The sequence below is a fragment of the Rhodococcus wratislaviensis genome, from assembly GCF_041228765.1.
Lineage (GTDB): Bacteria > Actinomycetota > Actinomycetes > Mycobacteriales > Mycobacteriaceae > Rhodococcus_F > Rhodococcus_F wratislaviensis.
The window spans coordinates 973254-998801 of the sequence record NZ_CP150488.1 but is presented as its reverse complement, the minus strand read 5'-3'; the positions used below and the strand labels follow the sequence as shown (position 1 = coordinate 998801).

19 protein-coding genes and 1 pseudogene are annotated in these 25548 nt (G+C 65.4%); 11 read left to right on the top strand and 9 right to left on the bottom strand.

The window, feature by feature from the left end; all coding sequences use genetic code 11:
* Window positions 1-77: 77 nt before the first annotated feature.
* The 4 genes from WKC72_RS04575 to WKC72_RS04560 all read left to right on the top strand — a co-directional run bounded on the left by WKC72_RS04575 (window position 78) and on the right by WKC72_RS04560 (window position 4466).
* Window positions 78-806, top strand: a complete 729-nt coding sequence (locus tag WKC72_RS04575) for a GntR family transcriptional regulator (protein ID WP_112300021.1) — start codon at window positions 78-80, stop codon at window positions 804-806.
* Window positions 807-855: 49 nt separating this feature from the next.
* On the top strand, window positions 856-1638 hold the full coding sequence (locus tag WKC72_RS04570) for an IclR family transcriptional regulator (RefSeq protein WP_112300022.1): 783 nt from the start codon (window positions 856-858) through the stop codon (window positions 1636-1638).
* A 192-nt stretch (window positions 1639-1830) separates the two neighbouring features.
* Window positions 1831-3102, top strand: coding sequence for a hydroxyacid-oxoacid transhydrogenase (locus tag WKC72_RS04565; RefSeq protein ID WP_112300023.1), 1272 nt, complete (start codon window positions 1831-1833; stop codon window positions 3100-3102).
* Window positions 3099-4466 (top strand): MFS transporter, encoded by a 1368-nt coding sequence (locus WKC72_RS04560; RefSeq protein WP_112300024.1) that lies wholly within the window; start codon window positions 3099-3101, stop codon window positions 4464-4466. Before WKC72_RS04565 ends, WKC72_RS04560 begins: the two co-directional genes overlap by 4 nt.
* A gap of 167 nt (window positions 4467-4633) precedes the next feature.
* Here the strand turns inward: WKC72_RS04560 and WKC72_RS04555 are convergent, their stop codons facing one another.
* Both WKC72_RS04555 and xsc read right to left on the bottom strand, forming a co-directional pair.
* Window positions 4634-5389 carry a sulfite exporter TauE/SafE family protein gene (locus WKC72_RS04555; protein ID WP_037230348.1) on the bottom strand — a complete coding sequence of 252 codons (756 nt, stop codon included), beginning with the start codon at window positions 5387-5389 and terminating at the stop codon, window positions 4634-4636.
* Window positions 5390-5551: 162 nt separating this feature from the next.
* Window positions 5552-7360, bottom strand: coding sequence for a sulfoacetaldehyde acetyltransferase (xsc, locus tag WKC72_RS04550; RefSeq protein ID WP_037230350.1), 1809 nt, complete (start codon window positions 7358-7360; stop codon window positions 5552-5554).
* A 199-nt stretch (window positions 7361-7559) separates the two neighbouring features.
* Here xsc and WKC72_RS04545 point away from each other — a divergent pair, with 199 nt between their 5' ends.
* From WKC72_RS04545 to WKC72_RS04530, 4 genes are read left to right on the top strand one after another with little or no spacing between them, the layout of a single operon-like run.
* Window positions 7560-8393: an IclR family transcriptional regulator gene (locus WKC72_RS04545; protein WP_370181857.1), complete on the top strand. Its 834-nt coding sequence runs from the start codon at window positions 7560-7562 to the stop codon at window positions 8391-8393.
* Window positions 8394-8403: 10 nt separating this feature from the next.
* Window positions 8404-9372 carry an AAA family ATPase gene (locus WKC72_RS04540; protein WP_370181856.1) on the top strand — a complete coding sequence of 323 codons (969 nt, stop codon included), beginning with the start codon at window positions 8404-8406 and terminating at the stop codon, window positions 9370-9372.
* A gap of 10 nt (window positions 9373-9382) precedes the next feature.
* A complete protein-coding gene (locus WKC72_RS04535; protein WP_268788736.1) occupies window positions 9383-11086 on the top strand; it encodes a cobalt chelatase in 1704 nt (567 codons plus the stop codon).
* Window positions 11087-11130: 44 nt separating this feature from the next.
* The gene (locus WKC72_RS04530; RefSeq protein WP_037230358.1) at window positions 11131-11814 is read left to right on the top strand and encodes a phosphonatase-like hydrolase; all 684 of its coding nucleotides are present in this window, start codon (window positions 11131-11133) and stop codon (window positions 11812-11814) included.
* Window positions 11815-11939: 125 nt separating this feature from the next.
* Here WKC72_RS04530 and pdxS read toward each other — a convergent pair whose 3' ends face one another.
* Window positions 11940-12830 carry a pyridoxal 5'-phosphate synthase lyase subunit PdxS gene (pdxS, locus tag WKC72_RS04525; RefSeq protein WP_112300028.1) on the bottom strand — a complete coding sequence of 297 codons (891 nt, stop codon included), beginning with the start codon at window positions 12828-12830 and terminating at the stop codon, window positions 11940-11942.
* A complete protein-coding gene (locus tag WKC72_RS04520; protein WP_112300029.1) occupies window positions 12827-14374 on the bottom strand; it encodes an amino acid permease in 1548 nt (515 codons plus the stop codon). Before WKC72_RS04520 ends, pdxS begins: the two co-directional genes overlap by 4 nt.
* 646 nt (window positions 14375-15020) lie before the next feature.
* Here WKC72_RS04520 and WKC72_RS04515 point away from each other — a divergent pair.
* Window positions 15021-16424 (top strand): amino acid permease, encoded by a 1404-nt coding sequence (locus WKC72_RS04515; RefSeq protein ID WP_245973524.1) that lies wholly within the window; start codon window positions 15021-15023, stop codon window positions 16422-16424.
* 175 nt (window positions 16425-16599) lie between these two features.
* Here WKC72_RS04515 and WKC72_RS04510 read toward each other — a convergent pair.
* The 5 genes and pseudogenes from WKC72_RS04510 to WKC72_RS04490 all read right to left on the bottom strand — a co-directional run bounded on the left by WKC72_RS04510 (window position 16600) and on the right by WKC72_RS04490 (window position 23480).
* Window positions 16600-19891, bottom strand: a pseudogene (locus WKC72_RS04510) (protein kinase).
* A 103-nt stretch (window positions 19892-19994) separates the two neighbouring features.
* Complete coding sequence (locus WKC72_RS04505) at window positions 19995-21647, bottom strand: 3-(methylthio)propionyl-CoA ligase (protein WP_370181855.1); 1653 nt, start codon at window positions 21645-21647, stop codon at window positions 19995-19997.
* Window positions 21644-22033, bottom strand: a complete 390-nt coding sequence (locus tag WKC72_RS04500) for a hypothetical protein (protein WP_128640559.1) — start codon at window positions 22031-22033, stop codon at window positions 21644-21646. The genes WKC72_RS04505 and WKC72_RS04500 overlap by 4 nt, the downstream gene beginning before the upstream one ends.
* Complete coding sequence (locus tag WKC72_RS04495) at window positions 22030-22491, bottom strand: hypothetical protein (RefSeq protein WP_112300032.1); 462 nt, start codon at window positions 22489-22491, stop codon at window positions 22030-22032. Before WKC72_RS04495 ends, WKC72_RS04500 begins: the two co-directional genes overlap by 4 nt.
* Window positions 22488-23480, bottom strand: coding sequence for a zinc-binding dehydrogenase (locus WKC72_RS04490; RefSeq protein ID WP_370181854.1), 993 nt, complete (start codon window positions 23478-23480; stop codon window positions 22488-22490). Before WKC72_RS04490 ends, WKC72_RS04495 begins: the two co-directional genes overlap by 4 nt.
* 121 nt (window positions 23481-23601) lie before the next feature.
* Between WKC72_RS04490 and WKC72_RS04485 the strand changes: the two genes are divergently transcribed.
* Both WKC72_RS04485 and WKC72_RS04480 read left to right on the top strand, forming a co-directional pair.
* Complete coding sequence (locus tag WKC72_RS04485; RefSeq protein WP_025432790.1) at window positions 23602-24531, top strand: amidohydrolase family protein; 930 nt, start codon at window positions 23602-23604, stop codon at window positions 24529-24531.
* Window position 24532: 1 nt separating this feature from the next.
* Entirely contained in the window at window positions 24533-25537 is a 1005-nt protein-coding gene (locus tag WKC72_RS04480; protein WP_370181853.1) for an NADP-dependent oxidoreductase, read from the top strand.
* Window positions 25538-25548: the final 11 nt, after the last annotated feature.

Below are 25548 nucleotides of genomic sequence, written 5' to 3'. Positions count from 1 at the left end.
CGAACCTGAAGGCGTGTAGCATGTTACTCAGGTAACATGCTACACGTTACTCAACCACGACCGACTAGAGTGACGAAGTGGCCGACTCTCCACTCACACTCCAGCCGCTACCTCGAACGGCCGAATCACTCACCGAGAAAGTGATCACCGGGGTGCTCGACGCCGTGCATAGCGGACAGATGGTTCCAGGCGTTCTGTACTCGGTGTATCAGGTCGCCGAGGAGTTCGGCGTGTCCCGGAGTCCGGTCCGCGAGGGCTTGCTTCGCCTCGCTGATTCCGGATTGCTGCGATTCGAACGCAACCGCGGATTCCGGATAATCCTTCCCCAGCCTCATGAGATCGCAGAAATCTTCGCGGTCCGGCTCGCACTGGAACTACCTGCTGTGCGCCGAGTCGCGCGGGAGTCTTCTCCTGCCCTGATCGAGCAACTCCAGCGACAGCTGGACGATATGGATCGCAGTGCGGCGGCCGGAAACGAGGAATCGTTCTCGAAACAGGACGAGCGACTCCACGATCTGATCCTCGCGGCCGCCGGCAACTCGCGCGCGCGAACCATCATCAGCACCCTGCGGGAAACAACGAGGTTGCTGGGGGCAGCGACGGCCGACCGCTCGCGAACTCTTGCGGACATCAGTTCCGAGCACCGCCCGATTGTCGATGCGATCATGGAGGCGGATTCGTCGACAGCCGAGAGGGCAATGCGGCAGCACATCCTTCATACGGGAAGGCTCCTGGTGGAGCAGGCAGCTGCCGACCAGGGCTCCAACCAGGACTGCAACGAGATCTGGGCCTCCGTTATCGACTGAGCCCGGTAACATCGGCTCACCGACAGGCAAGGCGAGAAGGGGGCGCGCGGTGAGCGAAGAGCTGCCTGCGGGCACACAGTCTGTCGGCCGGGCGCTGGCCGTGCTCAAATTGCTCGCAGCTTCACCTGACGAGCTGAACGGCAGCGCAATCGCCACAGAACTCCAATTGTCGTCCGGCACGGCTAACAGGCTGATCCGAGCGCTGATCGCAGAGGGCCTTGTAGCGCGGAACCCGATATCCGACAGCTACTATCTCGGAAGCGGAATGGTGCTTCTTGGGCAGGCCGCGCAGCGCGGATTCGGCATGGACAAGGCCCTGCCCATCCTGGAGCAGCTTCATTCCGAGACCCAGGAATCGGTGAACCTCTCCATCCGTGAGGGGTCGGAGTCGGTTGTGATGATGCGGGTGCAGTCGACGCTTCCGTTGCGATTCGAACAGCACACAGGCGCCCGGTTCCCCCTGTACACGACCGCTTCGGGCAAGGCCATCCTCGCGTTCTCTCCGAGTGCCGAGACGTACGTCAAGACGCTTCCGGTCAAGCTCGCCAAGGTCACGCCGTACACCCTGAGCACACCCCGCGAGCTCTCCGAGCAACTGAGAGAGATCCGGGCACGGGGGTACAGCGTCGACGAGCAGGAGAACGTAGAGGGTGTGCGATGCGTGGGCGCGCCGATCCTGGACGCAAACGGAACCGCGCACGCTGCACTTGTGATCCAGGTACCCACTGTTCGTATGCCGAAGTCCAGGGTCCGTACGCTCGGGGAACGCATTCTTCAGGCAGCGAAGGAAGTGTCACAGTTCATCCCGGTCAACCGGGCGATGTCTCACTGATCCGACGCCGTTCCGCGGACAGGTCTCGCATAGGGCTTTTACTCGCCGCAGTTCAGTGACGTCCCAGTCCGTCCGGCTCTGGATCCGTCAAATTGTTCGTGTGAGGCGCTTCACATATTGGCAATCCTGGCCTATCGTCGCTTCATATTGTGGGGATTGTCCCTACATGGTGACAGCGAAGGAGTCTCAACGATGTATCGATCGAGCGAGAATGAGAGCGTCTTCACCTGGGCAGCACCGCCACTGAAGTTCGGCATCGGAGCATTGGACGAGCTCGGTGCGGAGCTATCGGCTCAGGCCTTGGAATCGTGCTTGGTAATCACCGATCCGGGTGTTCGAAACACCGGGATACCCGACCGGATCCGTGAACAGTTGGTCGCGGTGGGCATCAAGTCGGACGTATTCGATGGCGTCGCTGTCGAGCCGACGGATCAGAGCATCGACGAAGCCGTCTCTTACGCCTCGGAACGTGGGTGGGACTGCTTCGTCGCAGTCGGAGGGGGTTCCGCCATCGACACGGCCAAGGCAGTAAACCTCCTCACCACACACCCGGGAGAATTACTCGACTTCGTGACCCCACCGATCGGCGGAGGCAAGGCGCCGTGGCTCCCGCTGAAGCCCCTGATCGCCGTGCCGACCACCGCCGGCACCGGATCGGAATCGACGACGATCTGCGTTATCGATTTCCTCGGCCTGCACTTGAAAGCCGGAGTCAGTCATGCCAAGTTGCGACCGACGCTCGCCGTTGTAGATCCCCTGACCACTGTCTCTCTCCCCTCGCAGGTCACGGCGGCGAGCGGGATGGACGTGCTGTCTCACGCACTCGAGAGCTACACCAGCGTCCGGTTCGATGCCAAGCCCGCACCGGAAGACCCGATGAAGCGCCCGGCCTTCTGTGGTTCCAACCCGATCAGTGACGTCTGGTGCGAGCAGGCCCTCTCCTTGGTAGGGAAGTACCTGCGGCGCGCCGTCATGAATGGACGAGACCTCGAAGCCAGGTACCAGATGGCGCTTGCGTCTACCTCCGCCGGAACAGGGTTCGGGAACGCGGGCACCCATCTACCGCATGCCAATGCATACCCGGTCGCCGGAGCGGTCGAAAACTATCAGGCCGAGGGCTACCCTTCAATGCCCATGGTGCCGCACGGTCAGGCCGTATCCGCGACTGCCGCTGCGGTTTTCCGATGGACCTACCCGAGCGATCCCAGTCGACACCTGCGCGCAGCCGAACTTCTCTCCGGCCAGACCTTCACTCCGACCGACGGAGCCGACGCGCTCGCGCATGTACTGAGCGAGTTGATGTCGGACATCGAAATGCCCTCCGGGTTGCGGAGTTTCGGCTACTGCGAAGAGCACCTTGACACACTGGTCGATGGAACGATGAAGCAAACACGTCAACTGGCTGTGGTGCCCCGTCCGGTAACCAGGGATGCCCTTACAAACATATTCCGGGAGTCGTTGTGAGCACTTCCCGAGACACCGAGCAGGAACCCTCGAAATCCGAGATACGAACCGTCGTGGCCTCGAGTATCGTCGGAACAACAGTCGAGTGGTACGACTTCTTCCTTTATGGCATCGCCGCCGGGCTGGTATTCGACAAGCTCTTCTTCCCGGGCTCGGATCCGATCGTCGGCACGCTGCTCGCGTTTGCCACGTTTGCGATCGGATTCATGGCCCGGCCGTTCGGCGGTCTTGTCTTCGGGCACATCGGCGACCGTGTTGGCCGGAAGAAGACCCTGGTAGCCACCATGATGATCATGGGTGTAGCGACCTGTCTGATCGGGCTGGTTCCCAGTTACGCCACGATCGGTATCGCAGCACCGATTCTGCTGGTGGTACTTCGGCTCGCGCAAGGTATCGCAATCGGCGGTGAATGGGGCGGGGCGGTCTTGATGGCAGTCGAGTACGCCCCCCGCGGCAAGCGCGGCTTCTACGGAAGCTTGCCGCAAATCGGCCTCGCGATCGGCCTGATGCTGGGTACGGGCGTATTCGCAGCGCTCAACTCAACATTGTCCGAGGCAGCATTCCTCGCCTGGGGTTGGCGAATTGCCTTCATGCTGAGCGCGATCCTGGTGGCGGTGGGCCTCTTCATCCGCCTCAAAGTCATGGAGACACCTGCCTTCCGCAAGCTAGAGACGGTAGAGGAGAAGGCTACTGTGCCTGCTCTGGAACTGATCAAGAGCGCACAGTCACGACGAAACATGTTGCTTGGAATGGGCAGTCGATGGGCCGAGGGCGTGGCATTCAATACGTGGGCGGTATTTGTCATTGCGTATGGCACCGGCACGCTGCACCTCAGCCGTCAAACCCTACTGCTGGCGGTCATGGCCGCGGCGGCGACCATGGTCGTCTTCATCCCGATCTTCGGAAGAGTTGCAGACCGTTTCGACCGCAGACAGGTGTTTGCTGCGGGAATCGCGATTCTCACGGCTGCGGCTTATCCCGCCTTCGTGCTAATCGGTACCGGAAATACAGCGGTCATCGTCGTCACGATCGTGTTGGTCCTCGGCGTCCTTTATCCGATCGTCTACGCTCCCGAGTCGTCGTTATTCGCGGAACTGTTTCCCACCCGAGTCCGCTACAGCGGTATCTCCGTCGTCTACCAGCTTTCGGGAATCGTGGCATCCGGGCTGACACCGCTCGTTCTCGCGTCCCTCCTCAGTTCGGCAACCGGTGGACTTTCGCTGATAATGGGATACACCGTGGCAGTGGGGGCTGTCAGCGCCGTATGTACGCTCGCAATCCGCCGTCGGGACATTTACACAGAGAGCAGGGACGAGCAGTCACACCCTGACGATGCCCCAATGTCACGGATAGCCTCGACCTGACGATCAGCTGCCGTGGCCCCGGCTCGGGTTTGACCGAGAGCGGGGCCACAGCGCTGCGACCAACTGCACACCCGTTGCTTGTGCTCAACCTCGCGCGCTCCGTCACGTTTTGTACACGACCAACTTGCCCCGTGATTGGAGTCCTGCGCAAAAGGTTTCGCCGTCAGTCAGCGCAACGCCACCTGCACGAGGACGGCGGCGCCGAGGAAGCCGAGTAGCCACAGCACCCGTTGCCGGACCTGCTGGGCGGTGGTGCGGTCGAACAGCCATTTCCCCGCGGCGGCGCCGAACATGCAGAGCGGCACGAACAGGGCGATCTGCGCGAGGACGGGCACGGTGAGCAGACCACCGGCGGCCGACCCCGCGGCGCCGAACGCGTCGATGACGAGGAAGAACACGACGAGCGACGCGCGGCCGGCCGCGACGTGGGAGGACGCGGAGAAGTACATCAGGACGGCGGGCGGGCCACCGAGGGCGAAGCCGCCGTTGAGGAGACCGGACGCCACTCCCGTCACGGTGGTCACCCCGGGGCCGGGCAGCGACTGCCGGTCGGGGACGGCGGCCATGGCGACGGCGGAGCCGATGATCGCGACACCCAGCAGCACGCGCACCAGGTCACCGGACAGCTGCGTGAGCGCCCACATCCCCAGCGGCATACCGATCAGGGTGCCGGCGAACAACCAGCGCAACGACTTCCAGTGCACCTGCCGCCACACCTGGGGCAGCATCGCGGCGCTCGCGACGACCTCGAGGACGAACACGGTGGGGATCACCGACGTCGGCGGGAGCAGCACGACGAGTCCCGCGACCCACACCATCGCGCCACCGAACCCCCCGAAACCGCGGACGACACCGCCGGCCACCACGACGCCGAGCGCGAAGAGGAGGGCAGGCAACGACAGATCCCACACCGTTGCCGCCATACCCTGTTGCACCGCTTTCGTTCGCCGTTGTCTCCGTCAGAAGTGTGAGGGTCGCGGCGGCGAAGCGACAGGTCCAGACGACGTCGAATCGTCGGTACCAGGAACGCACGGGACGTGGCCCCCGGCGTGTGCGCCGGGGGCCACGTGCTCGCGGGGAGCGGACTACACGTAGTCCTTGTACTTGTCGAGCAGGCGAACCGGCTTCGACAGCGCGTCGCGGCGGAAGGGGTCGCCGAGTTCGCGGGTGCACATGATCTCGATGACCGTCGTCTTGCCCTCGTTCATCTGTGCGGCGACCGCGCGCTGCAGTGCGGGACCGACCTCTTCGAGCTTGTCCACGACGATGCCCTCGGCACCCATCGCCTGTGCGATCCCGGCGAAGGACTCGCTTTCGAGCTCTCCGGCGACGAAGCGGCGGTTGTAGAAGTCGACCTGGTTCTTCTTCTCCGCACCCCACTGCCGGTTGTGGAAGACGACGGCGGTGACCGGGATGTCGTGCCGGACAGCCGTCATGATCTCGCCCAGGCTCATGCCCCAGGCGCCGTCGCCTGCGTATGCGATGGCGGGCCGTTCGGGTGCCGCGGCCTTCGCGCCGATGATGGTCGGCAGCGCGTAACCGCAGTTGCCGAAGCTCATCGGGGCGAGGAAGCTGCGCGGCTTCTCGAACCGGAGGTAGCTGTTGGCGACGGAGTTGATGTTGCCGATGTCGGTGGAGACCATCACGTCTTCCGGCATCGCCTTCTCCAGCTCACGCAGCACCTGGCGCGGGTGAAGCCAGTTGCCGTCCTCGCCTTCCTGTTCGGCGATCATGTCGAGGCTGAACGCATCGCGCTCGTGCGTCCATTCGTCGAGTTCCTTCTCCCACGCGGCCTTCTCGGCGTCGATCTTCTCGCTCCGTGCCGCACGGTTGGCGTCGCAGACGAGGGCCTTGCCCTCGAGCCGCTCGGTGAGCGCGACGGCGGCGGCCTTCGCGTCGCCGCAGATTCCGACGGAGATCTTCTTGACCAGGCCGAGCATCTTGTGGTCCGCGTCGATCTGGATGATTTTGGCATTCTTCGGCCAGTAGTCCATGCCGTGCTGCGGCAGAGTCCCGAAGGGGCCGAGGCGGGTGCCGAGGGCGAGCACCACGTCCGCCTGGCTGATCAGCTTCATCGCCGCCTTGGAACCCTGGTAGCCGAGCGGTCCGGTCCACAGCGGGTGGCTGGCGGGGAACGAGTCGTTGTGCAGGTAGCTGTTGACGACGGGGGCGCCGAGACGCTCGGCGAGTGCCTTGCACTCGTCGACACCGTCGGCCATCACCACGCCGCCACCGGACACGATGACCGGGAACTCGGCCTGTGCCAGCAGTTCTGCCGCCTCGTTCAGGCTCTTCTCCCCGCCGGGACCGCGGTCGAGGCGGGTGGGCTGCGGGATCTCCGTCTCGATCTCACCGTAGAAGTAGTCGCGCGGAATGTTGAGCTGCGTCGGGCCCATCTCGGACATCGCGCGGTCGAAACAGCGGCCCGTGAACTCGGCCATGCGCTTCGGGTTGTTGACGTGCCCCTGGTACTTCGTGAATTCCTGGAACATCGGCAGCTGGTTGGCTTCCTGGAAGCCGCCCAGGCCCGTTCCCATGGTGCCGGCCTCGGGGGTGACGATGACGACGGGGCTGTGCGCCCAGAACGCGGCAGCGATCGCGGTGACGCAGTTGCTGATGCCCGGACCGTTTTGCCCGATCACCATGCCGTGGCGCCCGCTGACCCGCGCATATCCGTCGGCCATGTGTCCCGCGCCCTGCTCGTGCACGACGGGGACCAGTCGAATCCCGGCGGGAGCGAAGATGTCCATCGCATCCATGAAGGCGGATCCCATGATGCCGAACATGTCGGTGACGCCGTTGGCGACCATCGTCTCGACGAACGCCTCCGACGGTGTCATCTTCTGTACACCGGAGACAGCGGTGCGATCGGCACCGTTCTTCTTCTTGCTCATGTGTGATCCTCCTTCAAGGGCGCGCCGGAACCGGCAGAGAATGTCAAAAATCGGAACGTTTCGTTCGTGATTTTGTGATCTGCAGTGACAGTAGGCCACGTCACACACTTCGTCAATGAATGTTCCTAAAACTGGAACGGGATGTATGATTTTTCGATACACGATGCGAATGCGTCGCCGTTTCGGCCAAGGAGGAACCGTGGGTGAGATTCACCGGATCGACGAGTCGAACGGACACCCGACTACGGAGCTACCCGGGGACACACCGACGCTCCGCCTGTTCGCACTGCTCGAGATGATCGCGTCCAAGGACCAGCTGTTCACCTTGCAGGGGCTCGTCGAAGAGACGGGCATGGCCAAGCCGACCCTGCACCGCATGCTCCTGCAACTCGAGGGAGCCGGCCTCCTCACCCGGCAGAACAACGGCAGGCATTACGGCACCGGTGTGCGCCTGCGGCGCTTCGCCGAGAATCTGCTGCTCAACGACACCCACCACGGCGCCCGACACGCCATCCTCCGAAACCTCGTCGCGGAACTCGGCGAGAGCTGCAACGTGACCACCCTGTCGGGTAGCGAAGTGGTGTATCTCGACCGCGTGGAAACCTCAGAGCCCCTTCGGTTCACCCTCCATGCGGGATCGCGGGTGCCTGCGCACTGCTCGGCCAGCGGCAAGATGATCCTGTCGCAGCTCAGCCCCGCCCAGCGCCGGCGACTTCTCGGGCGGATGCCGCTCGAGAGGTACACCAACAAGACGGTCACCGACGTCGAGCTGATCGAGACCGAACTCAAGCAGGTCCGCCGCGACGGTTACGCCATCGACGACGAAGAGTTCCTTCCCGGCCTCGTGTGCGCCGCGGTGCTCGTCCCTTGTGCCACAGGTAATTCCAATCTCTGCATCGCAGTCCAGGCCCCGGTCATGCGACTCACCCCCGACAAGGCGCTCAAGCTTCTGCCCGCGTTGCGGCGGGCAGCCGACGCCATCGGTGAGATCGAGAACGAGGTCACGGACGACGGATCGCCAGACCTGAACTGAAGGAGGGCGCATGCCCGAAATGACCACTGCGGCACCCAGCCACGTGCTGTCCGCACGCGAGCTGTTCGGACTCGACACCGACCTGACGGTGCGCGCCTTCCGCGAACCGGTCGACCACGTCCCCGACATCGACCCCGCGTACCGGTTCGATCACGCGGTGACGACGGCCCTGCTCGCCGGGTTCGGCCGTAACCGCCGGGTGATGGTGCAGGGTCTGCACGGCACCGGAAAGTCCACGCACATCGAGCAGGTCGCGGCGCGGCTCAACTGGCCGTGTGTGCGGGTCAACCTCGACGGACATCTCAGCCGACTGGACCTGATCGGTCGGGACGCGGTGGTCCTGCGAGACGGCAAGCAGGTCACCGAATTCCAGGAAGGCATCCTCCCCTGGGCACTGCAGCGACCGGTCGCCCTCATCCTCGACGAGTACGACGCCGGCCGGCCCGATGTCATGTTCGTCATCCAGCGTCTCCTCGAGCGCGACGGGAAACTCACCCTGCTCGACCAGAACAGGGTTCTGACTCCCCATCCGGCCTTCCGGTTGTTCGCCACGGCCAACACCGTCGGTCTGGGCAATCTCAACGGCTTGTATCACGGCGTGCAGCGGCTCAATCACGCGCAGATCGATCGCTGGAACATCGTCGCGACGCTCGATCACCTCCCCGCGGAACAGGAGATCGAGATCGTGTCCGCGCGGGTGCCGTCGCTGAGCCGGGAGCTCATCGGGTCGATGGTGGCCGTGGCCAATCTGACGCGCAGCGGGTTTCGAGTCGGTGACCTGTCGACGCTGATGTCGCCGCGCACGGTGATCACCTGGGCCGAGAACATCGAAATCTTCCACGACCCCGCCCTGGCATTCCGGTTGTCGTTCGTCAACAAGTGCGACGAGGCCGAGCGACCCGTGGTCGCCGAGTACTTCCAGCGATGCTTCGACTCGGAACTGGAGCGGTCGGCGATGCTCGCGACGAGCACGGCGTGAGCGGGCAGTCATGACAGAACTGCCCGTGCGCCCCGCGTCGGTTCGGCATCGACAGGAGGTTCACGAACTCTGTGCCGGCACGATCCGCGCCCTCGCGGGGCAGGCCGAGTTGCACTTTCGCGGACCGGAACTCCATCGCGGACATCGGCGCGTACCGATGCCCGCCCCACACCTGCACCCGTCCTTCGACGGCGCCGACTTCGCGTCCTTCCGAGGCGCGGCGGACGGCATGGCGTCGCGCCTCCTCCACACCGACCCCGCCCTGCATCGCAGCCTGTGCCCGGACGACACGGCGGGTCGGCTGATCTTCGAGATCCTGGAACAGTTCCGCGTCGAGTCGCTGGCCGCCGACGCGTGGAGCGGCGTGCGCGCCAACCTCGCCCACCGCTTCGCGCAGTGGTCGCAGGATTACGTGGCGTCCGGGCTGACCGAGACCGTGCACGGGATGCTGCTGTTCACGGTGACGCAGATGTGCCGGGCCCGGATCACCGCCGAGCCCATACCCGAGGCCACCGAGGACCTGATCGAATCGACCCGGTTCGCGCTCGCCTCCGTTCTCGGCGGCCACCTGCCGTTGCTGCGTCGAACCCGTTTCTCGCAAAACGACTTCGGGGGTCACGCCCAGGCAGTCGCCGAGCTGATCGGCCGTCACCTGGAGCCGCCCACCGACACGGACGGGTCGGGCGACGACCGGCGCGACGGCCGGGCGGCGTTCTCCCTCCTGTTCGACTTCGACCCCGACGACGAGACCTTCACGACCGCGGTGTCGGGACGCAGTCGCGCGCTGGGGGAGTGCGGAGACGGGTACCGCGTGTTCACCCGCGCGTACGACGAGACCCGACAGATCGCGTCCCTCGTCCGGCCCGAACTGCTCCAGGACTACCGACGACGGCTGGACCTCACCATCGACACGCAGCGCCTCGACGTCCGAAAACTCGGACGGCAGCTGAAGGCCCTGCTCTCGAAACCGGTCCCCGACGGGTGGGACGGCGGCCGGGAGGAGGGATACATCGACGGTCGCCGGCTCGCCCAGTTGGTCACCTCGCCCACCGAGCGCAGACTCTTCCGGGCCGAACGCACCGAGCCGCAGACCGACACGACGGTCACCTTTCTCATCGACTGCTCGGGTTCTATGAAGGAGTTCGGTGAACCGGTTGCGGTCCTGGTCGACGTGTTCGCCCGGGCACTCGAACTGGCCGACGCCCGGTGCGAGATCCTGGGTTTCACGACCGCCGCATGGAACGGGGGACGAGCCCGCCGAGACTGGCTCCGGTCCGGCCGTCCGCGCAACCCGGGACGCCTCAACGAAGTCCGGCAGCTGGTGTTCAAGGACGCCGAGACTTCTTGGCGCCGAGCCCGTCCCGCGATCGCGGGGCTGCTGAAGAACGACCTGTTCAAAGAGGGCGTCGACGGTGAGGCCGTCGACTGGGCATGCTCCCGGATGCGGGGCACCCAGGGCAGGCGGCTCCTGTTCGTGATCTCGGACGGAAGCCCACTGGACGGCGCCACCGCGCTGGCCAACGACGAGTTCTACCTGGACCACCACCTGCAGGTCGTGGTCGAGCGACACGAGGACGAGCGGGCCGTCGAGGTGTACGGACTGGGGGTCGGGCTGGACCTGAGCCCGTACTACGACCGCTGCCGGACGCTCGATCTGTCGCGCGGTACCAACAGCGACGTCATTGCCGACGTGCTGTCGATGATCGCCCACTGACAGCCATCACCTGTCAGTGGCTCAACAGTGAAGGAGTCACACCCATGACCGAACACGGGGTTTCCCTGGTTACCTTGGACATTGCCGGAACGAGCGTCGACGAGGGCGGCGCCGTGTACGTCGCGTTGCGCGACACCGTCGAGAAGCATCTCGGCGAGCCGATTCCGGACGATCGGTTCGATCGATGGAAGGGCACGGGCAAGCGGCAGGCCATCGAGGGGCTGCTGCGGGAGAGCGGGGTGCCGGCCGAGAAGAATGTTCTCGACGCCGTCGAATCGGATTTCACCGCAATGCTTCTGGCTGCGTACCGGGCGACGCCGCCCACCGCACTGCCCGGGGTTCACGACGCATTCGGTACGTTGCGCCAGCGCGGCATCAAGATCGTTCTCCAGACCGGCTATTCACGTGAGATCGCGGAACCGCTGCTCGAGCAGGTCGGGTGGGAGATCGGGCGGGACATCGACGGTGTGATCACGAGCGATCAGGTGCGGATGAGCAGGCCGTCGCCCTATCTCATCTTCCGCGCCATGGAACTCGCCGGAGTGCAGAGCGTCGACGAGGTGCTCGTCGGCGGGGACACCCCGAACGATCTCCGGGCCGGGACGAACGCCGGGGCGCGGTACGTGGTCGGTGTCCTGACCGGCGCCCACGACGCGGCGACGCTGCGTCCGGAGCCCCACACGCACATCCTGGAGAGCGCAGCGAAGCTCCCCGAACTACTGGGCTGAACGAAAGCTGTGGGCCGGTTCTGCTGCACGACAGCAGAACCGGCCCACAGTGTTTCGGACGAGCAGTGTTTCGGACGAGCAGTGTTTCGGACGAGCAGTGTTTCGGACGAGCAGAGTTCAGTACGTCACCAGCCGCGTTCGGCGAGCCGGTGCGGGACGGGGATGTCGTCGACGTTGATCCCGACCATCGCCTCACCCAGCCCGCGGGAGACCTTCGCCAGCACGTCCGGGTCGTCGAAGAACGTGGTCGCCTTCACGATCGCCGCGGCCCGCTCGGCCGGGTTCCCGGACTTGAAGATGCCCGACCCGACGAACACACCCTCCGCACCGAGCTGCATCATCATCGCCGCATCCGCCGGGGTCGCGATACCACCGGCGGTGAACATCGTGACCGGCAACTTCCCGGCCTTGGCGACCTCGACGACCAGGTCGTACGGGGCCTGCAGCTCCTTCGCCGCCACATACAGCTCGTCCTCGCTCAGCGAGGTCAACCGGCGGATCTCCCCACCGATCGTCCGCATGTGCGTGGTCGCGTTGGACACGTCACCGGTACCGGCCTCACCCTTGGACCGGATCATCGCCGCACCCTCGGTGATCCGGCGCAGCGCCTCACCGAGATTGGTGGCACCACAGACGAACGGGACGGTGAACTGCCACTTGTCGATGTGGTTGGCGTAGTCGGCCGGGGTCAGCACCTCGGACTCGTCGACGTAATCGACGCCGAGGGACTGCAGGATCTGCGCCTCCACGAAGTGCCCGATCCGGGCCTTGGCCATCACCGGGATCGACACCGCGGAGATGATGCCGTCGATCATGTCCGGATCGCTCATCCGGGACACCCCACCCTGCGCGCGGATGTCCGCGGGCACCCGCTCGAGCGCCATCACCGCGACCGCACCGGCATCCTCGGCGATCTTCGCCTGATCGGGTGTGACGACGTCCATGATGACCCCGCCCTTCAACATCTCGGCCATGCCACGCTTGACGCGGGCCGTACCGACGGCGGAAGTGTTCACGAGTGTCTCCTCTGGTGACGATGGGGGTTCGGCTTCTGTTGCGCCGCGGCCAGCAGTTCGATGTCCGAGCCGCCGAGCGTCTCCACGGACTCGATGCGCTTCTCGGCCTCCGCGACCGACTCGTCCGCGGAACCGATCGGTGGAGCACCGGACAGTGATTCGTCGTCGCGACCGCCCTTGCCGAGCAACTTCCGCACCTCGTAGCTGATCAGGATGACGATCAACGTCAGACCGCTCATGAGGAACTGGGAGCGGGTGGTCGGCAGGAACGCCATCGCGAGGATGACGGTGGCCATCAGGGCGATGGTGGCGTAGCTGAGCCACGGGAACAACCACATCCGGAGTTGCAGTGCGGCAGGGTCTTCACGCTCGAGTCTCCGGCGGAGGACCACCTGGGAGATGGCGATCAGGAGGTAGACGAAGAGCGCGACGGCGCCGTACGAGTTGACGAGGAAGCCGAAGACGACGTCGCCCCACACGTACGTGCAGGCGACGGACACGTATCCGACGGTGGTGCCGAGCAGGATCGCACGTCGGGGCACGCCGTTCCGGGACAGCGTCGTGAAGAACTTCGGGGCGTCACCGTTGCGGGTGAGCGCGAACAACATTCGGGACGTGGTGTACAGCGCCGAGTTGAGGCAGGACAGGACGGCCGTGAGGACGATGAAGTTCATGATCGTCGCGACACCGGGAATTCCGAGGACCTCGAGCACCGCGGCGTACGGGCTCACCCCCACGCTTTCGGTGTTCCACGGTTGGATCGTGACGACCACGAGAATCGAACCGACGTAGAACGTCACGATCCGGACCACGATCGACCGCATGGCGTGGGCGACAGCACGCTTCGGCTCCTCCGACTCGGCCGCCGCGATCGTCACGATCTCGGCTCCCGTGTAGAAGGCCACGCAGGGGACGACCGCGGCGAGCACCGCACCCCAGCCGAGCGGGGTGAAGCCGCCGTGGTTCACGAGGTTGCCGAGTCCGGGCGTCGAGTCGGGCCACAGCCCGGTGATCCAGAGGGCGCCCATCCCGAGAAACAGAACGATCGCCACGACCTTGATCGACGAGAACCAGTACTCGAACTCGCCGTAGGAGCGGGCGGACACCATGTTGGTGGCGGTCAGCAGGAGCATCAGGCCCAGGCTCAGGAGCCACAGCGGGATCATCGGCAGCCAGAGTTGCAGGATCCGGCCGCCGGCGATGGCTTCGACCGCGACGACGATGACGAAGAAATACCAGTACATCCACCCCGTCGCGAACCCGGCGCGACGCCCCAGGGCCTGGCGAGCGTAGACGTAGAACGATCCGACCACCGGCCGGGCCACCGCCATCTCCGCCAGCATCCGCATGATCAGCAACGTGATGATGCCTGCGATGAGGAAGGAGATGATGGCGCCGGGACCGGCGCCGCCGATGACGACACCGCTGCCCACGAAGAGACCGGCGCCGATCACCCCACCCAGGGCGATGAGATTCATGTGCCTGCGTTTCAGGCCCTTGCCGAGACCTGAACTGTCGGTATGTCCGGGAGCAGTACTGTCCACATTTCCTCCAGAAGGCGCTGCGAGGGGCCCTCGCCTGACAGACCTCGTCGGTCGTACGTCGATGCGGGCACCCACCGGTTCAGCGACTAAATTATGTGTGATCCACATCACTTATTCGAGTGTTCACCTCACACTACGACTGGTGCCGGAGCTCGCCCAGAGCCAGTTGCCTCGCAAGCGTAGGGGCCAGTTCGACAGCGGAATCGCCGCCGGGGAATGCGTTCTGACCTGGGATGACAGCGATCTTCACGAAGAGGGCGGCGTACGCATGGCCCGGCGGCGCGGTTTCACGGCACATCTGGAACCCCCGACTGCGGTGTGCACCCGGGAGACCCCGAGAACACCCATACCCTGTGACCAGTGGTAACGAACTGGTCCTCAGACGTGCCGTCGAACTGGCACTGTGCTGCCCACCAGACCCTCCATACAGTGTTGTGCATCACATCAACAGTTCAGTTCGCGGTGGATCGTCTCCCGTATCTCCGCCGGCACTGTTCTCCGTTCCAACCGCCGACGATCCGACCCCGGATCGCGATGGCGACCTGACGATTCCGGTCAGCGCACAGTGGAGGAAAACGTGACTTCAACACCACCCCCGGTCCAATCCCAGGACTCCGGCCTCGGAAAGGGCCTGAAGAAACGGCACATGAACCTCATCGCCCTGGGCGGCGTGATCGGTGCCGGATTGTTCGTCGGCAGCGGCGTCGTCATCGAGAGCGCAGGCCCGGCGGCGATCGTGTCGTTTCTCATCGCGGGGGTCATCACACTCCTGATCATGCGGATGCTGGCGGAGATGGCGGTGGCCCGGCCGGTGGTCGGCTCGTTCTACGTGTACGCCAGGGAAGCGCTCGGCAATCGCGCCGGCTTCTCGGTCGGCTGGATGTACTGGTATTTCTTCGTCATCGTCGTCGCGGTCGAAGCCATCGCCGGCGGCCGAATACTCCAGCTCTACCTCCCGTCCGCGCCGCTGTGGATCCTCAGCCTCGGCCTTCTCGTGATCCTGACCTGCACAAATCTCGTGTCAGCACGTTCGTTCGGCGAATTCGAATACTGGTTCTCGTCGATCAAGGTGATCGCGATCGTCCTCTTCCTCGGGTTGGGCGCACTGTGGATCACCGGTCTGTGGCCGGACTCGACCCCCGGAGTGGCGAACCTCGTCAGCCACGGCGGATTCGCTCCGCTCGGCTGGGGCGCAGTGCTCGCCGCGGTCGTCCCCTGCGTGGCCTTCTTCACCGGTGCCGAGATCGTGACCATCGCAGCGGCCGAATCCGCGGAACCCAAGAAGGCGGTCGCCCGGGCGATGCGCTCCATCGTGGTCCGGATCATCACCTTCTACGTCGGTTCCATCTTCGTGGTCGTCGCGGTGGTGCCGTGGAGCACGGAGGCCGTCGGAGTCAGCCCCTACGCCGCAGCGCTCTCCGCCCTGCACATTCCCGGGGTCGCCACGATCATGAACGTCGTCATCCTCACCGCGGTCCTGTCCTGCCTGAACTCGGCGCTGTACACCTCCTCGCGGATGCTGTTCGCCCTCACCCGCAACGGCGACGCCCCGCACATGTTCACCCGCCTGTCCGGCGGTGGTGTGCCCCGGCGCGCGATCCTCGCCGGAACGGTGATCGGCTATGCGTCGGTGATCGCGGCGTTCGTCTCCCCGGATCTCGTGTTCTCGTTCCTGGTCAACTCGTACGGCGCCGTGGCGCTCTTCGTCTACCTCATGATCGCGATCTCCCAGGTCGCGCTCCGCAGGAAACTGGAGGCTCGAGATCCCGAGGCCCTCAGCCTGAAGATGTGGCTGTTCCCCTGGCTCAGCTACGCGACCATCGCCCTGATGGGAGCCGTGATCGCCGCGATGGCCGTTCTCCCCACCACCCGTTCGCAGTTCTGGCTGAGTGTGGTGACTCTGGCCTTCATCCTGATCGGGTACGAGTTCCGCCGACGCAGCCGGACCAACGCCGAACGCCTCGACACCGTCACGGCGCCCGCGGAATCGCCCGCCGACGGTTCCGACGCGGAACAACTCGTCGGGGTCGTCACCCCCGAGCAGCACTGATCTCGAACCGCAGCACGAGATACGCCGCGACGGCGAGCCCGAACCCCACGGTGCTCATACGCCGGATCCGCGGCGTTCTCGGCGTTCTCGGCGCTGAGCAACTTCTCACGATGGTCCGCGGGCACTTCGGGGTCAGCCCCAGCTGTTGGCGGGCTCAGCGGACAACCGACCGCGGCTAGCCCCGGGCACCGGCCTGTTCCGTGACCCAGGCCGCGATCTGCGTTCGGGAGGAGAATCCGAGTTTCGCGAGAATGTGTTCGACGTGGCCCTGCGCAGTGCGTTGGGAGATCACGAGGCGGGCGGCGATCGCCTTGTTGGTCAGGCCCCGGGCGACCAGGTCTGCGACCTGGCGTTCACGTGTGGTCAGAGCCGTAGCGGGATCGACGCGCGGCGGTGCGACCGGTGCAGGTTCGCCCAGGGCGTAGGACACGGCGGCGTCGAAACTCAGCGCCTCGCCCTCGTGAGAGGCAGCCGTGAAGGGCCGTTGACCCAGTGCGCGGCGCGTGATGAGCTCGCATTCCTCATGAGATCCGGTCAAGTTCGGGATCTGAAGAGGAGGTGCCCACGCGCCGTCGTAGTACCTCAGCGGCGGCCATCAGGACTGCGGCACGGTGGAAATCCTTCTCGGAGGACGAGATCCAGGCAAGAATCTCGATGCACCAGGTGGCCCCCAACGGATCGTCGACCAGGCGGGCCAGCTCGAGTCCCTTCCGCAGCAGCATCACGGCGCGATCGCGGTCACCCTTTCTCCACATCACCAGGCCCAGGGTCAGGGACGAGCGTCCGCAGGTCACCGATTCGCCATGGGATTCGGCAATCCGGATCGCCTCTTCGAGGCACGCGGTGGCGTCCTCGGTGTGCCCGAGTACCTCGTGGGCCAACCCGATCCCGTGCAAGGCCGTGATGTGCGCAAGGAGGTTGTTCCCGCCGCGCAGGACTGTCAGGGCCTCGGTGTACGAGCGCACGGCGCGATCCGGATTGCCGCTGTGCAGCGCGTGAGCTGCGGTGGCGTGATGCATGAGTGCGCGATCGAGGGCACTTCCCCGGCTCTCGGCCAGCGCACGCCCTCGATCTATCAGCGCAGCTGCCCGCTCCAGATCTTCGTGTCGGGTGGCGAGAACACCGGCCGAATACAGTGCCTTCACTCGGAGCGCGGTGTCGTGTTCATCCTGGAACGCCAGCGCGCGGTCGAGCCAGCGGCGGCCTTCGCGGAGCCGTCCACGGGAGAGCCAGAACGGAAACAGAGCGGTGGCGATCTCCAGCCCCGCGTCGGCCGAGGACTCATCGGCCTGGGACAGGCTGAACTCCATCGCTTCGCGCAGGTTGGGTTGTTCTCGGTCGAGGCGAGCGAGCCAGACGACCTGTCGGTGGCTGATCCACCCGGACTCAGCGTCGAGGGCAAGCTGCCGATACCAGATACGGTGCCGTCGTCGGATCTCCGACAAGGTGCCGGCCTGCTCGAGCTTGTCCCGGCCGTAGTCACGCAGCGTTTCGAGCATCCGAAAACGCACAACAGCCCTCGCCTCCTCGCGGATGAGGATCGACTTGTCCACCAGCGACGCAATGAGATCGAGCAGATCGCCTGGTTCCGCGTCGTCCGCGTACACCCATTCGGCGGCTTCGAGTTCGAAGCTGCCGGCGAAGACCGACAGCTGGGCCCAGAGCTGCTGTTCTGCCGGGAGGCACAGGTCGTAGCTCCAGTCGATGCTCCAACGCAAGGTCTGCTGACGTGTTGGCGCACTCCGACTCCCGCGGGTCAGCAGCTCGTACCGGTTGGTCAACCGTTGCAGGATCTGTTCCGGCGACATGGTGCGCAGTCGGGCCGCCGCCAATTCGATGGCCAGGGGCAGACCGTCCAGCCGGATGCAGATTCGGGCGACGGCGTCGGCGTTGTCCTCGGTGACCTCGAAGCCGGGCACCGTGGTGGCGGCGCGTTCGGCGAACAACGTCACCGCGTCGTAGCTGGGCAGGCCCTTCAGTGTGGGTTCCTTGTCCGAATCCGGAACTGTCAAGGGGCGCACTCGGAGTGCGGATTCTCCGGCGACGTCCAGGGTTTCGCGACTTGTTGCGAGAACCCGCAGACCGGGGCAGGTCCGCAGTAGCGTCTGCGCCAGGTCCGCCGCAGCGTCCACTACCTGCTCGCAGTTGTCGAGCACCAGCAGCATTTCCCGTGTACGCAGGAATTCCACGAGGGTGTGCAAAGGTTTCGGTGAGCGGTGGCGTAATCCCAACTCGGTCGCCACGACTTCTCCCAACAACGATCCGTCGTGCAGGTCACCCAATTCGACCAGCCGAACTCCATCGGCGAATGCCCGCTGCGTGTTGGCCGCGACCCGTAGCGCCAGCCGGGTTTTGCCGACCCCACCGATCCCGGTCAAGGTGACCAGCCGTGACGCCGAGAGCAGTCGCTTCGCCTCGCTGAGTTCCTTTCGCCGGCCGACGAAACTCGTCAAATCCAGCGGGAGATCCCCGTCGGTACCCGAGGTTGAAGGGGGCGGAGGCTGATCGGTGGGTGATCGCCCTGTCGACGGTCGTGCCGGGCGCCTCGTGTCTCGCTCGGCGTCGGGTTCGGACCGGAGAGACATCTCGTCGATCGGGATACCGCGATTGAACTGGATTTCCTGTAGGACTTCGCCCAGCGTCGCCGCGGAGGGACGCTCCCGCGGATCCCGGGACATCGCGCGTTCCACCACGGCGGCCACGTCGGCATCGATACCGGCTTCACTCAGGTCCGGCGTCGGTTGCGTGGTGATCCGCAGGAACTGTGCGACCACCTGCTCACCGCTCCGGCGCTCGAACGCCGCGTGCCCGGTCAGCGCCGCAAACAGCGTCGCCCCCAGCCCGTATACGTCCGACGACGGACTCGGCGGGTCGCCACCGAGGACCTCCGGGGCGGTGAAGGCCGGTGATCCGGTGATGGTGCCGGTGGCGGTCTGGAAACCGCCGGTGATGTGCGCGATTCCGAAGTCGGTCAGCGCCGGTTCGCCGTAGTCGGTGAGCAGGATGTTGCCGGGTTTGACGTCGCGGTGAACGATGCCGAACCGGTGCGCCGTCTCGAGGGCGCCGGCCATCTTCACCCCCAGCCGCAGCGTCTCCGCCATCGTGAGCGGGCCGTGCCGGCGGATCCGCACATCGATGGAATCCTGCGGGTGGTACGGCATCACCAGGAAGGGGAGACCGCTCTCGGTGACGCCGACTTCGAGCACACTCACGACATTCGGATGCCCGGTCAGCCGGCCCATCGCTCGCTGCTCCCGGAGGAATCTGGCCCGGTCCTCGTCGTCGAGATCGCCGGTGAGAACCTTCACCGCCACCGCACGGTCCAGTGCGGACTGGGTGCAGCGGTACACCACCCCGAAGCCTCCGCGCCCGCTCTCCCGGGCGTCATCGAACCCAGCCGCGCGCAGTTCGTCCGTGATCGCGGAGTCTGTGGCGCGCTGAGTTCGGAGGGGATCGTCGGCCGTCACCGTGCTATCCGTCCCTGTGAACCCCTGGGAGCATCTGATCAGCCTCTCGACGACGTCCCCTCAGACTATCGCCATATCGCCGCACCCGTCTCGAGCAGTGTCGTCACGGGGAGCTGGGGAGTTGTGCCGCATCCGGGCCCACGTCGATCAGGTAGTCCTGGAAACGTTCCCGCAGTGGCGCCTTGAGCATCTTGCCGGTCGCACCCATGGGAATCGAATCGGTGAAGACGACGCCGTCGGGGATCCACCATTTGGCCATCTTGCCTTCGAAGTGGGCGCGCAGTTCCTCGGCGGAGACGTCGGAGCCGCGTTTCCGTACTGCGACCAGTAGGGGACGCTCGTCCCACTTGGGATGCCGTACGCCGATGCAGGCCGCGGTAGTGATATCCGGGTGGCCCATCGCGATGTTCTCGATCTCGATGGAACTGATCCATTCGCCGCCCGACTTGATGACGTCCTTGCTGCGGTCGGTGATCTGCATGAATCCATCCGGGTCGATGGTTGCGATGTCACCGGTGGGGAACCAGCCGTCGACGAGCGGGTCGTTGTCGGCCTGTCCGAAATAGTGCGACATGACCCAGAGACCGCGGGCCATCAGGTGACCCGCGGACACCCCGTCCCATGCGAGTTCACGGCCGGTGTCGTCGACGATTTTCAGATCCATCCCGAAGACGCATCGTCCCTGCTTGCCCTGCACGGCGTACCGTTCCTCGGGCTTCGCCTGAAGGTGCGTGTTCTTCAGGACCGAGGCGGTACCGAACGGGCTGGTCTCGGTCATGCCCCATCCGTGGACGACCGTGACGCCATGGGTCTCCTCGAGTTCGCGGAGAATCGCGGGGGGACACGCTGCACCGCCGATGACGGCGCGTCGCAGCGTGGTGAACCGCAGGTGCCGTCGTTTCACGAACTGGAGTTGTCCCTGCCAGACGGTGGGCACGCTTGCCGACACCGTGACCTGCTCGGTTTCCTGCAAGTCGTACAGCGCCCCGCCGTCGAGGTCGGGCCCCGGAAAGACCACCTTCGCGCCGACCATGCACGCGGCGTAGGGGAGGCCCCAGGCGTTGACGTGAAACATCGGCACGATCGGCAACACAGTGTCGCGTGCGGACAGGCCGACCGAATCGGGCAGGGCGACCGCGAAGGAGTGCAGGACCGTGGATCGGTGGCTGTACAGGACACCCTTGGGGTTTCCGGTGGTTCCGCTCGTGTAGCACAGCGAGGATGCGGCGGCCTCGTCGAACTCGGGCCAGTCGTACATTCCGTCCTGTGCCATCAGGAGGTCCTCGTAGGCCAGGATCGGGCCGGCCGGATCGGGCAGGTGGTCGCGGTCCGACATCAGCACGAAGTGCCGCACACTGGTCAGACGCGGCGCGAGTTCCTCGATGACGGGCAGGAATGTGAGGTCGAAGAAGAGCACCGTGTCCTCGGCGTCGGAGACGATCCACTCGAGCTGGTCGGGGTGCAGGCGGGGGTTGAGGGTGTGGAGGACGGCACCGGACCCGGAGACCCCGTAGTAGAGCTCGAGGTGCCGATATCCGTTCCAGGCCAGGGTGGCGATCCGGGTTCCCGGTTGGACACCGAGCGCCTCGAGCGCCTGGGCCAGCTGCCGTGACCGGGCGGCGAGGTCGCTGAAGGTGTAGCGGTGGAGGTCGCCTTCGACCCGCCGAGAGACGATTTCCTGCCGGCCGTGGTGGCGTTCGGCGTGGGTCAGGAGAGAGGAGACCAACAGGGGCTGGTGCATCATCAGACCGTTCACGGGAGCCTCCTGGTTGTCGGCAGTTCGGATTCGAGGGCGCGCGCGGAGATTTCGGAGAGTAGGGCGAGTGCCTGCTGTGCGGCGTCGGCGCCTCCGTCCACGTCGCCCCGGACGAAGAGGGGGCGGAGTTCTTCGATGTCACCGAGGGCGCGGAGCAGGTCGGGCTCGACGATGGAGTATTTGCGGAGTGTGTTCACGACCAGCATGGACGTGTGCACGATGTCCTCGTCCTCGGGGGAGACGCCGTGGTTGTGCAGGGCGTAGTTCGCCCAGTGGGTGCCGGCGAGCATTGCGGCCTCGATCTTCATCTCCCAGTCGCGGTCGCCGCAGTGCACTACCGCCCGCTCGATGCGCTCCGCGAGGAAGCGGTGGCGTTCTGCCCTCACGACACCGTCTCCTTCACTCCGGCCCTCGCGAAGAGGATCGCCTGCACGCGTTCGAATTCGCGCTCGCATTCGCCGACGATGTACCGGGTGGGGCGGCGCTCACCGCGCAGGCACGGGTCCCGGTGTTCCTCGAGCGCCTCGAGAGCGATTTCCAGGCACTGGATGTCCTCGGGAATCTCACCCTCGATCGGGGGCCACCCGACGTGGCTGACGTCGCCCGGGCCTCGCAGAACGCGCGCGTAACCACCGTCGGGCTGCGGCGCCAGGTGAACGCCGGGAATGGTGGAGAAGACCGGGTCGTCGCTGGTCAGGCCGGCGAGGTGCAGGCAGGCGTTGTAGGCGTTGGTGCCGGCGGTGAGGGTGGTCCAGTACCACAGCTCGAAGTGTTCGAGCGGGTCCAACCGAGTGCGCAGGTCGGTGAGCCGCTGGAACTTCTCCACATGGGATGCGGTCCTCACGATGCGTCCGCGAGTGCGTCGTCGACCAGCAGGACGATCTTGCCGAAATGCTGGTCGGTCTGCATGTAGGCATGGGCCGCCGCGATCTCGTCGAGCCGGTACGTCCGGTCGATGATCGGACTGATCGTGCCGGCTTCGAGCGGCGCGAGCAGGTCCCGGGCGCAGGCCTGCACACACGCCAGCCGCTCCTCCTCGGTGCGGGTGCGAAACGTTACCCCGATGAGCTTCAACCGTTTCAGCCACAGCGCGTTGAGATCGATGGTGGCGGTGCTCGACCCCAACCGGCCGATGTTGACCAGTCGTCCCTGAACGGCGAGGGACTCGAGATTGGCTTCGAACGCGGTCCCGCCGACCGAGTCGACGATGACGTCGACGCCGCGGCCCCCGGTGAAATCGGTGACGGCGTCGACCTGGCCGGTGGCGGAGACGTCGATTGCGCAGTCGACGCCCATCGACTTCAGCCGCTCCACCTTGCCTGCCGAACGGGACGTGGCGACGATCCGGGACGCGCCCATTACCCGTGCGATCTGGATCGAGGCCAGCCCGATGCCGCTCGATGCGGCGTTGACGAGCACCGTTTCGCCAGTGTGCAACTGCCCGTTGGTGATCAGCGCGTCATGCGCGGTGATGAACACGTTCGGGAAGGCCGCGGCATCGGCCCAGGAGACGGAGTCCGGGACGCGCATCAGGGCGCGCGACGCGGCCGACGCGTACTCCGCCTGCCCGCCGTTCCCGTGCCCCATCACCCGGTCGCCTTCGCGCCACTGGGTCACACCGGCGCCGACCGCGGCCACCTCGCCTGCGAACTCGACCCCGATCGGTTGCGGCTCGCCGGTGCGCACCCGGCCTGCCTGCAGGATCTCTCCACGGTTGAGCCCGGCGGCTTTCACCTTCACCAGCACCTGATCGGGGCCGGGGGTGGGCGTGGGGACGTCGAGGACGGCGACCTTGCCGCCGTCGGGATGGGGGACTGCACGCGCTGCTCGCATGGGCTGCTCCTTCGACTCGATTGAGGAATTGATGTCGACATTAATCAAAATTCGAGTATTCTGCTAGCCAGCGGGCCACTTTTTCCGGCCCCGTTCATGAATCCGACTTCAGGAGACAGTCATGAGTGCTTCGTCTGCAGAACGTCTCGCCCGACTCCAGGGCAAGATCATCGACTTCCGTCTGCGGCCCCCCACCGGCCCCTACCGCAACTTCTTCACCCCCACCGTGGTGGGCTCGGTCAACCGCATTCTCGGCCATAGCGTGCCCCGCTCCTACACGATCAGCACCGACCCCTTCCCCCAGGCCGAGGAACGCGCACTGCGTGCGCTGATCGACGAGATGGACGCCGTCGGCGTCCGACTCGGCGTGATGAACGGTCGCCATTCGGTGAATCGCCCTGTGCCGGTGCATATCGAGGACGCCGACCTGGCCGAACTGACGCAGCGCACCGACAACCGGGTCCTGGGAATCGCGGGCATCGACTTCGACAAGCCCACCGAGGAGATCATCGCCGGGCTCGACACCGCGATGAAGGAATACGGCCTCGTCGGTGTCTGCATGGAGCCCGGCCTGGCACGCGAGCCCATGTACGCCGACGACGAGCGGATCTTCCCGATCTACGAGAAGATCGCCGAACTCGGTGTGCCGCTGCTGTTCATGACCGGGCCGCTGGCGGGACCCGACATCAGCCACACCGATCCCGTTCGTTTCGACCGGGTGGCCAAGCGCCACCCCACCATGCCGGTCATCCTGGGCCACGGCTGCTTCCCCTACGTCAACGAGGCGATCGCACTAGCGTTCAAGAGCGAGGCGACGGGCATTCACAACGTGTTCGTGTCCCCGGACGTGTACGCGTTCGCCCCGGGCGGACAGGGCTACACCCAGGGCATCAACTGGCTGCCGAACCGGTTCGTCTACGCCTCGGCCTACTCGTTCTGCGGTGTCGAGGAATCGGTGCACGAGACCCTGAAACTCGACATCGACGACGCGGCGCTCGATGCCTACATGTACCGCAACGCCGAGGCGCTGCTGCGTGGGATGGGGGCGTGAGATGACCGGGCGTAACACGAAGGTCACGATGCGGCGGCACCCCGCCGCCATGGTCAGCGAGGACGACTTCGCCGTCGAGGAGACGGACCTGCCGCGGCCCGGCGACGGGCAGGCCCTCGTGAAGGTTCTGTACCTGTCGCTGGACCCGTACATGCGGCCGATGATGGACCCGGTGCGCTCCTACGTACCGCACCTGAACCCAGGCGACGTCATGCCGGGTGCCACCATCGCCGAGGTGATCGAGAGCAACGAACCCGAGCTGCCACAGGGCACCGTCGTGGCGTGCTCTCTCGGGTGGCAGACCCACGGTGTGGTGACCAAGGACGTGGTCCGTGTCATCGACCGGAACGCCGGCCCCGCGTCGACCGCGCTCAGCGTTCTCGGAATGACCGGAGCCACAGCGCATTATGGTCTCCTCGAGCTCGCCAAGCCCACGCCCGGCGAGACCGTCGTCGTGACGGCGGCCTCCGGTGCGGTCGGCGGTGTCGTCGGACAGATCGCCAAGATCAAGGGCTGCCGAGTGGTCGGTATCGCCGGCGGGGCCGAGAAGTGCCGGTACGTCGTCGACGAACTCGGCTTCGATGCCTGCATCGATTACAAGTCCCCAGACTTCGAGAAGCAGCTCGCGGCCGCGACGCCCGACTACGTCGACGTCCTGTTCGAGAACGTCGGGGGTCCCGTACTCGACGCCGTGCTCGGGCGTATCAACGACCATGCACGCATCTCGCTGTGCGGCAACATCAGTGACTACAACGCCGACGAGCCGTACGGTCTCAGGGGCCTACGCCACCTGTTGATGCATCGGGTCACGGTCCATTCCTTCGTGATCGCCGAGCACCGCGACTACTGGCCCACCGCGATCGCCGAACTGTCCGGCTGGCTTGCAGAGGGAAAGATCAAGTACCAGGAGGACATCGCGGAAGGCCTGGACAGCGCACCCAAGGCATTCATCGCGATGCTCACCGGCGGAAACTTCGGCAAACAGCTCGTCAACGTCGGGGCGTGACCCTTCCGATG

Excerpts from the sequence above, each read along its gene's own strand:
- WKC72_RS04565 (WP_112300023.1), top strand. The coding sequence starts at position 1,831 with ATGTATCGATCGAGCGAGAATGAGAGCGTCTTCACCTGGGCAGCACCG.
- WKC72_RS04555 (WP_037230348.1), bottom strand. The coding sequence starts at position 5,389 with ATGGCGGCAACGGTGTGGGATCTGTCGTTGCCTGCCCTCCTCTTCGCG.
- xsc (WP_037230350.1), bottom strand. The coding sequence starts at position 7,360 with ATGAGCAAGAAGAAGAACGGTGCCGATCGCACCGCTGTCTCCGGTGTA.
- WKC72_RS04540 (WP_370181856.1), top strand. The coding sequence starts at position 8,404 with ATGCCCGAAATGACCACTGCGGCACCCAGCCACGTGCTGTCCGCACGC.
- WKC72_RS04535 (WP_268788736.1), top strand. The coding sequence starts at position 9,383 with ATGACAGAACTGCCCGTGCGCCCCGCGTCGGTTCGGCATCGACAGGAG.
- WKC72_RS04530 (WP_037230358.1), top strand. The coding sequence starts at position 11,131 with ATGACCGAACACGGGGTTTCCCTGGTTACCTTGGACATTGCCGGAACG.
- WKC72_RS04515 (WP_245973524.1), top strand. The coding sequence starts at position 15,021 with ATGAACCTCATCGCCCTGGGCGGCGTGATCGGTGCCGGATTGTTCGTC.
- WKC72_RS04490 (WP_370181854.1), bottom strand. The coding sequence starts at position 23,480 with ATGCGAGCAGCGCGTGCAGTCCCCCATCCCGACGGCGGCAAGGTCGCC.
- WKC72_RS04485 (WP_025432790.1), top strand. The coding sequence starts at position 23,602 with ATGAGTGCTTCGTCTGCAGAACGTCTCGCCCGACTCCAGGGCAAGATC.
- WKC72_RS04480 (WP_370181853.1), top strand. The coding sequence starts at position 24,533 with ATGACCGGGCGTAACACGAAGGTCACGATGCGGCGGCACCCCGCCGCC.